The 5,421-nt window shown below is 68.9% G+C and carries 3 protein-coding genes and 1 pseudogene; 1 reads left to right on the forward strand and 3 read right to left on the reverse strand.

All coding sequences use genetic code 11. The annotated features are described in order from the left end of the window. Positions 1–104: 104 nt before the first annotated feature. The 3 genes from K9U41_RS21635 to K9U41_RS21645 form a co-directional block, all read right to left on the reverse strand. Entirely contained in the window at positions 105–1,460 is a 1,356-nt protein-coding gene (locus tag K9U41_RS21635; protein ID WP_282642910.1) for a CmpA/NrtA family ABC transporter substrate-binding protein, read from the reverse strand. A 422-nt stretch (positions 1,461–1,882) separates the two neighbouring features. Beyond that, a complete protein-coding gene (locus K9U41_RS21640) occupies positions 1,883–3,016 on the reverse strand; it encodes a CmpA/NrtA family ABC transporter substrate-binding protein (RefSeq protein WP_282642911.1) in 1,134 nt (377 codons plus the stop codon). After that, positions 3,013–3,603: an ANTAR domain-containing response regulator gene (locus K9U41_RS21645; protein WP_282642912.1), complete on the reverse strand. Its 591-nt coding sequence runs from the start codon at positions 3,601–3,603 to the stop codon at positions 3,013–3,015. Before K9U41_RS21645 ends, K9U41_RS21640 begins: the two co-directional genes overlap by 4 nt. Positions 3,604–3,870: 267 nt before the next feature. Here K9U41_RS21645 and K9U41_RS21650 point away from each other — a divergent pair. Beyond that, a pseudogene (locus tag K9U41_RS21650) lies at positions 3,871–5,421 on the forward strand (hypothetical protein); the annotation flags it as partial.

The following is a 5,421-nucleotide window of genomic DNA, read 5'->3' on the forward strand; positions in this document are numbered from 1 at the left end:
CTCCCCAACCCTCCCCCGCGCGAAGCCGGATGTTTCCGGCTTCGGCCTTCGGTGCCGAACTCGGCAACAGCCGAGTTCGGCACCGAAGGGGGGCGTGCCGCGGCTCAAGCCTCGACGCGCTTGATGCCAAGGCTTTTGAGGTAAGCGTGCGGATCGGCGGGATCGAAGACCTTGCCGTCGAAGAAGGTTTCCTTGCCGCGCGAGGTGCCGGCGGGAATATCCGAGGCGGCGATGCCCAGCTCCTTGGCGGCCTGCCGCCAGATGTCCTCGCGGTTCACCTTGTCGACGAGGGCGTTGATGTCGGTCGTGGGCTCGAACTTGCCCCAGCGGATGTCCTCGGTGATGAACCAGGCATCGTGGCTCTTGAAGGGATAGGACGCATGGTCCTTCCAGAACTTCATGTACTGGTCGGTGCCCTTCTCAACCCGGCCGTTGCCGTAATTGATGTCGCCCTTCAGGCGGCCGATGATGTCGGCGACGGGCACGTTGAACCACTGGCGCTTGCCGACGATCTCGGCCAGCTCCTGCTTGTTCTCCATCTTGTCGCACCATTGCTGGGCTTCCATCACCGCCATCAGGATGGCCTTGGTGGTGTTGGGATTTTTCTCCACGAAGTCGGCGCGCATGCCGAGCGCCTTCTCGGGATGGTTCTTCCAGATCTCGCCGGTGGTGCAGGCGGTGAAGCCGATGCCCTGGTTCACCAGTTGCTCGTTCCACGGCTCGCCCACGCAGAAGGCATCCATGGTGCCGACCTTCATGTTGGCCACCATCTGCGGCGGCGGCACCACGATGGTGGAGACGTCCTTGTCCGGGTCGATGCCGGCGCTCGCCAGCCAGTAGCGGATCCACAGGTCGTGGGTGCCACCGGGGAAGGTCATGGCGACTTTGACTTCCTTGCCGTCGGCCCGCTTCCTGGCGAAGGCGGCCTTCAGCGCGCTGGCGTCGGTGGTGACCTTGAGGTCCTTGTATTCGTTGGAAACCGAGACGGCCTGCGCGTCGAGATTGAGGCGCGCCAGGATGACCATGGGGGTGGGCACGTTGTTCTGCGTCACCTTGCCGGCCGAGATCAGGTAGGGCATGGGCGACAGGATGTGCGCGCCGTCGATGCCGTTCTTCTCGCCGCCGAGCACGAGGTTGTCGCGGGTGGCGCCCCAGGACGCCTGCTTGTTGACTTCCACGTCCGGCACGCCGTGCTTGGCGAAGAAGCCCTTCTCCTTGGCGATGACCAAAGGCGAAGCGTCGATGAGGGCGATGTAGCCCAGGATCGCCTTGGTGGTTTCCGGCGCGGCCGCGTAAGCGGAAGGCACGCCGCCGGGGAAGCCCATGCGCACCGCCTCGAACAGGGCGGCGGTGCCCAGCGCGGCCGCCGAGCCCTTCAGCAGCGAACGGCGGGATACGCCTTCGGCGGAAGCGGGAGACTGGGTCGTCGCGGGAGACTTGGTCTTCGAAGCGTCGCTCATCTTGGTTCCTCTGGATCGGCGGACGGCGCAGAGGGGACCCGGAACAAAAAAAGCCGCAGGACATCACGACCGGCCGAAGGGCCATCGGTGTCAGCGGCTTTGCTGCGGGTCCCGTCATTGGGACGAATGTTATGGGGGGCGAGATCGTCGTTGACCGCGCTTGGGGATTAACAATGCAAGCGGTGGGCCAAATGATGTCATGGGATTATGTGTTTGAAATTACACCATTTATGGCATGGCGAAAATTCAGGCAGCCGCAAGCCCTGCACTGCGGTTGCGCAGGGATGCGATGCACTTGCATTCAATTTGTGCGCTGCGGTGGGGCGGAGTGGGCAGCGGGAAGCTGTTGGGTAGAGGTCTTTTAAGTGTTCCAAGCCCGGCCATGACGCGGACCGAACGAGCCCAAGGTCCGGGCGGCGCGGCTAAGCCCCGCCCCCCAGGAACGCTCGCGCATCGAACACGGCGCCGAACTGGGTGGCCACGCAATCGGGCTCCGGATGCTTCACCGGCACCGGGCCCACGGCCGCATCGAAGATGTCCGGCCGGTAGACGCTCATAGCTTCGCGCGCCGCGTCGGCGGCGAACTCGCCCTGTCCGGCGGCGACGATCTGGGCATACATCCACAGGGCATGGTCGCGCTCGGGCCGGTTGGCGCCGTCGCGGTTGAGCACCAGATAGTCGGGATGGGCGCGCAGCCGGCCGCCGGGGGCCGAATGCAGCCGCCCGTCCAGGGTGCGCTTCAGCACGTCGGAGGGCAGGTTAAGATGGCGCGGCTCGCTCAGGAGCCGGGCAAGGTCGTCGTGGTTGGCCGCGTCCTCGCACCAGCGGGCGGCGGCGTGGAGCGCGCGCACGAGGCGGTGCAGCAGCTCGGGCTCGGCATTGGCAAAGCGGGCGTGCACCCCCAGCACCTTTTCCGGCACCCAGCCGAAGATCTCCGCCCCCAGCGCCGCGATGCGCCCCACGTCCGCCTCCACCGCCACCGAATTCCAGGGCGAGCCCACGGAAAATCCGTGGATGAGCCCGCCACGCAGGCTCTCGGCCATGAACGGGGGCGGCACCACCACGAACCGCACGTCCCGGTCCGGGTCGATGCCCCCGCCGGTCAGGAAGTGGCGCAGCAGATAGGTGTGGGTGGAAAAGGCATAGACCGAGGCGAAGGTGAGCGGGTCGCGGCCCTCGGCCTTGCGCTGGCGCACCACCTTGCCCAGCGCCTGCGCCGCGCCAACGGCGGTGGATAAGTCTTCCCCTACCTCGGCCATGGCGGCGTAGATGTGCTTGTCGATGGTGATGGCGCTGCCGTTGAGATTGAGCGCGAACGGCACCACCAGCGGCACCCGCACATGGCCGAGGCCGAGCGAGGAGGCGATGGCCAGCGGCCCCAGCATGTGGGCGCCGTCGAGCAGGCCCACATTCACCTTGTCGCGGATGTTGGCCCAGGACACCTCCTTGTGCAACTCGATCTCGATGCCCTCCGCCATGGCGAAGCCGCGTTCGGCGGCGGCGATCAGCACCGCCGCATCGGTGAGGGGGATGAACCCCATGGCGAGCCGTCTCATCGCAAAAGCTCCGCGGCGGTGATGATGGACTGGGCGATGTCGGCGATGCGCTTCTTCTCGTTCATGGCGGTGCGGCGCAGGAGGCCGTAGGCGGTTTCCTCGTCGATGCCCTTCATCTTCATGAGGATCATCTTGGCGCGGTCTACCACCTTGCGCTCCTCCAGCTGGCTTTTTGCCTCCTCGAGCTCCGCCCTGAGACGGGCGAAGGCGCGGAAGCGGGAGATGGTGGTTTCCAGGATGGGCTTCACCCGGTCCTTGCGCAGGCCGTCCACCACGTAGGAGGCGACGCCGGCCTCGATGGCATCCTCGATGGTCTTCGAGTCGGTCTGGTCCACGAACATGGCGACGGGGCGCTTCACCTCGCGGCTCACCTGGAACATCTGCTCGATGGTGTCGCGGGAGGGGTCCTCGAGGTCGATGAGGATCACGTCCGGATCGATGGCGTAGATGCGCTCAAGCAGGTTGGTGCGCCCGGTGATGCGCAGCACATTGTGGAAGCCGGCCTCCTTCAGGCCCTCTTCCAGAATGGCCGAGCGGACGGGGCTTTCGTCCACGATCACGATCCGCAGCGAGAGGTCGTTCGCCATGAGGGTCCGCAGGATTGGACCGGTCCGCGGGATTGGACGGGTCCGAAGGATGGGGCGGGCCGGCGGGAAGCGGTCCTGCGCCACCTCACCCGCCGTGGCCTCCAAGGTCAAGCCTTACCGGCCGGCGCCGGCGCGCAGCCTGCCGGACGTCGCTGCCGTGAACCGGCGATTCCCTGGCCGGAGGCGGTGGAACGGCTTCCGTCCGGACCGATCGCGCTCTAGAACGCGGGCGAATGCGGCGTCGCGCCGCGCGTCGGGGTGCACGGGATGATCGTGAGCGTGGAGGCTGCTGGGAGGCGAAGGAGCACCGTCGCGCTGCGCGGCCTCATCTTCCTCATCGTGGTGCTGCTCGCCACTGCCGTCATCGTCGCCCAGCAATTGGGCGCCGGCGCCTATGTGGCCGAGCTCGGCAGCACTGATCCCGACGAGGCGCGCCATTTCGTCACCGCCCTGATGGTGGCGGACCATGCGGCTGCCGGCTTCCCCGCCCCCGGCGCCTTCGCGGCGGACTATGGCCTGCACGCCCCGCAGGCGCTGCCGCTCGCCCGGCTCACCCTGTTCCATGTGCTGGCCGGCGGCTGGCTGCTGCTGTTGACGCCCACCACGCCGGCAGCGCTGCTGCTGCCGGCGGTGCTGGCCGCCGTGCTGGTGGTGAGCGCGGGCTGGGCCACGGCACGGGCGGCGGGGGTGCTGCCGGCGGTGGCGGTGGGCTTCGTGCTCGCCGCCCTGCCGCTGCTGCGGGAGGCGAGCTTGGTTCTGGGCCTCGATCTGCCGCTGGCCCTGTTCACGCTCCTGTCCGCCCTCGCCTTCGGCCGCCATATGCGGCTGGGCACCACCGCCTCCGCCACCCTGTTCGCCGCAGCCGGGGCGGTGAGCGTGCTGGTGGCGCCGGCGGGAGCGGTGGTGCTGCTGCTGCCGCCGCTGGCGGCGCTGATGGGCGGGCGGCTCCATGTGATGCGGCGAGCGCGTGTGCTCGTGCCGCTTGCGGGCCTTGGCGGGCTGGCGCTGGGGGTGGCTTTGGCCGCCGGCCGGCTGCCGCCGGTGGTGACGGTCGAGGGGCCGGTCTTCATCTGGCAGACCCTGCGTGGCGCGTTCGGCTCCCTGCTGCTGGCCTGCGCCGTGGCCGGCCTCGTCTTCACCGTCATCGAGGGCTGGCGGCGGGATGAGGATGCGGTGGATCCGGCGGCGCTGGCCCCGGTGGCGGCGCTGGTGCCGGCCTTCGCCCTTGCCTTCGGACTGGGCGCCGGCCGGGGCGTGGCGCTGGATGCCGTCGTGCTTCTTGCGCCGGTGGCCATGCTGGCGGCGTTCGGCGCCATGCGGCTGCTGGGCGTGCTGGTGTCGGGCTGGGGCACCATCCGGGAACTGGCGGTGGCGCTGCTGCTGCTGCTCGCCGCCATGCCGGGACTACTCCAGCAAGTGCGCAAGGGTGCGATCGGCATGGATGCGGCGGCGGAAGCCTTCCTCGCCCGTGATGCGGCGCCCCCGGTGATCGTCGTCGCCGGGGATGGGAGGGGCGAGGCGTCCCTCGGTGCCGCCGTCGCCCAGCGCGATCGGACCCGCCGGAGCTTCGTGGTGGCGGCGAGCCAGCTTTCTGCCGCCACTCCGGAGGAGCTTCTAGGTGCCCTCGACGCCCTCGGCGCCGACGCCCTTGCCGTGGAGGCGCGCGAGACCGGGGCGGCGCCCGCCAGCCGGGTGGCGCAGGCGACGGTCGCGGCCTTCCCCGACCGGTTCCGCGCCATCGGCACCTTCCCGCGGGCGGACGGGCGGGGCGAGGTGGTGCTTTATGCCGTCGTGCGCGCCGCGCCCACCCCTTCGGAC

Origin of the sequence: Xanthobacter autotrophicus (assembly GCF_029991245.1) — a bacterium.
Taxonomy (GTDB): Bacteria; Pseudomonadota; Alphaproteobacteria; order Rhizobiales; family Xanthobacteraceae; genus Xanthobacter; species Xanthobacter autotrophicus_C.

Bases quoted from the DNA above. Each gene is read 5' to 3' on its own strand.
- K9U41_RS21645 (WP_282642912.1), bottom strand. From the start codon at position 3,603: ATGGCGAACGACCTCTCGCTGCGGATCGTGATCGTGGACGAAAGCCCC.
- K9U41_RS21635 (WP_282642910.1), bottom strand. From the start codon at position 1,460: ATGAGCGACGCTTCGAAGACCAAGTCTCCCGCGACGACCCAGTCTCCC.
- K9U41_RS21640 (WP_282642911.1), bottom strand. From the start codon at position 3,016: ATGAGACGGCTCGCCATGGGGTTCATCCCCCTCACCGATGCGGCGGTG.